This is a genomic window from Xanthomonas euvesicatoria pv. euvesicatoria (assembly GCF_020880415.1).
In the GTDB taxonomy this organism is placed as follows: domain Bacteria; phylum Pseudomonadota; class Gammaproteobacteria; order Xanthomonadales; family Xanthomonadaceae; genus Xanthomonas; species Xanthomonas euvesicatoria.
The window spans coordinates 1-2,598 of sequence record NZ_JAJIUJ010000042.1 but is presented as its reverse complement, the minus strand read 5'-3'; the positions used below and the strand labels follow the sequence as shown (position 1 = coordinate 2,598).

General features: G+C 61.9%; 2 protein-coding genes. Both read left to right on the top strand.

The annotated features are described in order from the left end of the window. Window positions 1-299 precede the first annotated feature (299 nt). The gene (locus LN450_RS07760) at window positions 300-683 is read left to right on the top strand and encodes a hypothetical protein (RefSeq protein ID WP_228892734.1); all 384 of its coding nucleotides are present in this window, start codon (window positions 300-302) and stop codon (window positions 681-683) included. 11 nt (window positions 684-694) lie between these two features. After that, entirely contained in the window at window positions 695-2,392 is a 1,698-nt protein-coding gene (locus LN450_RS07755) for a DUF4942 domain-containing protein (protein WP_228892732.1), read from the top strand. Window positions 2,393-2,598: the final 206 nt, after the last annotated feature.

Sequence of the window (2,598 nt, the reverse complement as noted above, 5' to 3'; positions counted from 1 at the left end):
GTGCGATCGCCAGAGACGCCGATCGCTGCGGCCGCGCCGACAAGCGCACCTGGTGGTGCTGGTGGTGGCCACCGTCGCGGATCCAGCGAAGTGCTGGCGGCGCGCCGCGCCGCTGACGTGCCAACAGCCATTGATCAACTTCGGTGCCGGCGATGCCGGCACCTGCGCGGCCGCGACGCCGCGGCCTTGCTGTCTTCGTCAGCGCGCTATCGCGTCAAGGACCGCTGTGGCGACCCGTGTCCTCGCCTTCGGCTGCGGGCCGCGCCAGTCGCCCCAGCTGAGGCGCTGCGCGCCTCTCCTTGACCCCGCACGCCGACTGCGACGGCTGGTTGCTCATGCAGGTGCGCGCGGCACACCTGCCTGGTGAACAGGCCGCCAGCCAGAACAAAGCGCCTGTCCTGTCGTATCGCCACTGGAACAAGGAACCGCCTGACATGGAAACCGTAAACAACCGAATCCCGCATAAGCCGGCTCCGAAAATCGCGAGGAAGGCTGGTGACAAGCGCAAAGCGAAGCAACTGAATTCCGATGCATTGCTGCTACTCGGATTCGCTAACTGGCTGCTTGAGCGACTGGAGGGCATGCCGTCCGGCGCCGCACGCGATGAGCTTCTGACCGATGCACGCATGACGCTCGATGTCGTGCGTGAAGACCTGCCAAGCCTTTCAACCCGATCGAAATAAGGAACCAATGCATGACCATGTTTGACGCCGCTCCCGAGCCATCCATTGCCGGCGAGCTGTTCGATCCGGGCGAATTCTTCGCTCCCGCGCCGTTTGACCTGTTCGACACGCTGCTGGGCCAGTACGAGAATGCGCGCCGCCGCCTGCAGTTCATGGCTGACGCTGTGAGTGCTGAAGCGTGTGCGGGAGTGCTGCACTACTTCGTGCAGGCCAACACGCCAGATAGTCGTTACAGCATGCCCAAAACCGTCGAGGAGCTGTTCAACCATGATCGCGCTATTGCTTACCTGGATGCGGACTTTTGGAAGCGTGCATTGAACATGACGGACGTTCTGCAGATCATGCCGCAGAAGCGTAAAGATGAATGGTTTGCGCAGATCAACGAGCCGCTGGGCAACGCAAAGAATCGACATACAGGCGCCGAAGCAATCGGGCGGATTCCTGAGTTCAACGAGGGCAACGTGCGGGCGACACTGGAATCGCTGGTCGCGATGCGCGGCCAATTTTTTGCCGAGCGTGTCGATGGGATTTTTTGGAAGCTGTCGCGTAAGCACGTCACTAACCAGCCGGAGGGCTTTTCCAAGCGTGCAATTCTTCGCGTCATCAATGACTACGGCCAATCGGAAGATAGCGCTTGCGGCGTTATCAATGACTTCCGAGCCGTAGTGGCAAAGTTCATGGGCCGTGATGAACCCACCCACGGAAGCAGCTCTGCCTTGGTTGAAGTCGTGCGCCGCCGCCAGGGCGAATGGCAGGACGTTGACGGCGGAGCGTTTCGCATGCGGATCTACAACGGTGTGGGTACCGCGCACATCGAAATTCACGAAGCAATCGCTTGGCGTCTCAATGCGGTGCTTCACAGCATCTACCCGCAGGCGATTCCCTCGCGTTTCCGTGAGCCCCCGAAGAAAACACGCAAAGTGACGACCGCACCTTTGTTCTCTAAGCCGCTTCCGTTCGCCGTGTTGAATCTACTAGCGAATATGAAACCTGGCATAGAGCCAACAAACGATGAAGGCTGGAAGGCACAGAAGTTTCGGAACATTCCGTGCACCCTGCGTTTCGATTACGGCGCGAGCGAGAGTGAAGCCGCTTGCAAACAGGCCGCGCGGGTGATGGAAGCCATTGGGGGCGTGTGGGAGAAGGGCGCCGGCAGCCTTGCGCACTGGCGTTTTGACTACGAGCCGGCCGACATCATCGACGCCATCGTGTGCAGTGGCATGATTCCGGACCAGGTGTCGCACCAGTTCTACCCGACGCCTCCAGCGGTGGCCGCACGGGCAGTTGCCGAAGCGAACGATGGTGCAGTTGATGGCATGCGCTGGCTTGAGCCGTCCGCCGGCAATGGTGCGCTTGCCGACCTGATGCCAAAGGGCACTAGGTGCATTGAGGTGTCTGAGCTACGCGCGGCGATCTTAAAGGCTAAGGGACATCGCGTGGAATGTGTCGATTTTCTCGCAGCGCAGGGCGTTCCGTGTACTGATCGCGTTGTGATGAACCCTCCTTTCTCCGGTAATCGATGGCTGGCTCACCTTGAGCATGCGACGAAGTTCATCGCCCCCGGCGGTCGTTTGGTTGCGATTCTGCCGGCGTCAGCCCCTGGTCGCCTGACGTTGCCAGGCTTCGCCTGCCGCTGGTCCGAGGTGATAGCAAATGAGTTCGTCGGCACTTCCGTTTCGGTGGTGATTCTGACCGCCGACAAGGCGTGATCTCGCGGCGGCCACAAACGTCGCTGGTTGCACGGCCGCCGCCTGCAGGAGCTGCACCAGGTCGCCGGCACCGCCGGCAGATCCACACTGCTGCCGCCTCGCGTGCCCGCGCCGTGCGCTGGCCACTCTCGCGCGCCAGCAGCTGCACCGGCGCCGGCCATGCGGCCGCCGCCTGCAGGAGCTCGACCAGGTCGACGCCGTCGCCG

Excerpts from the sequence above, each read along its gene's own strand:
- LN450_RS07755 (WP_228892732.1), top strand. The coding sequence starts at position 695 with ATGACCATGTTTGACGCCGCTCCCGAGCCATCCATTGCCGGCGAGCTG.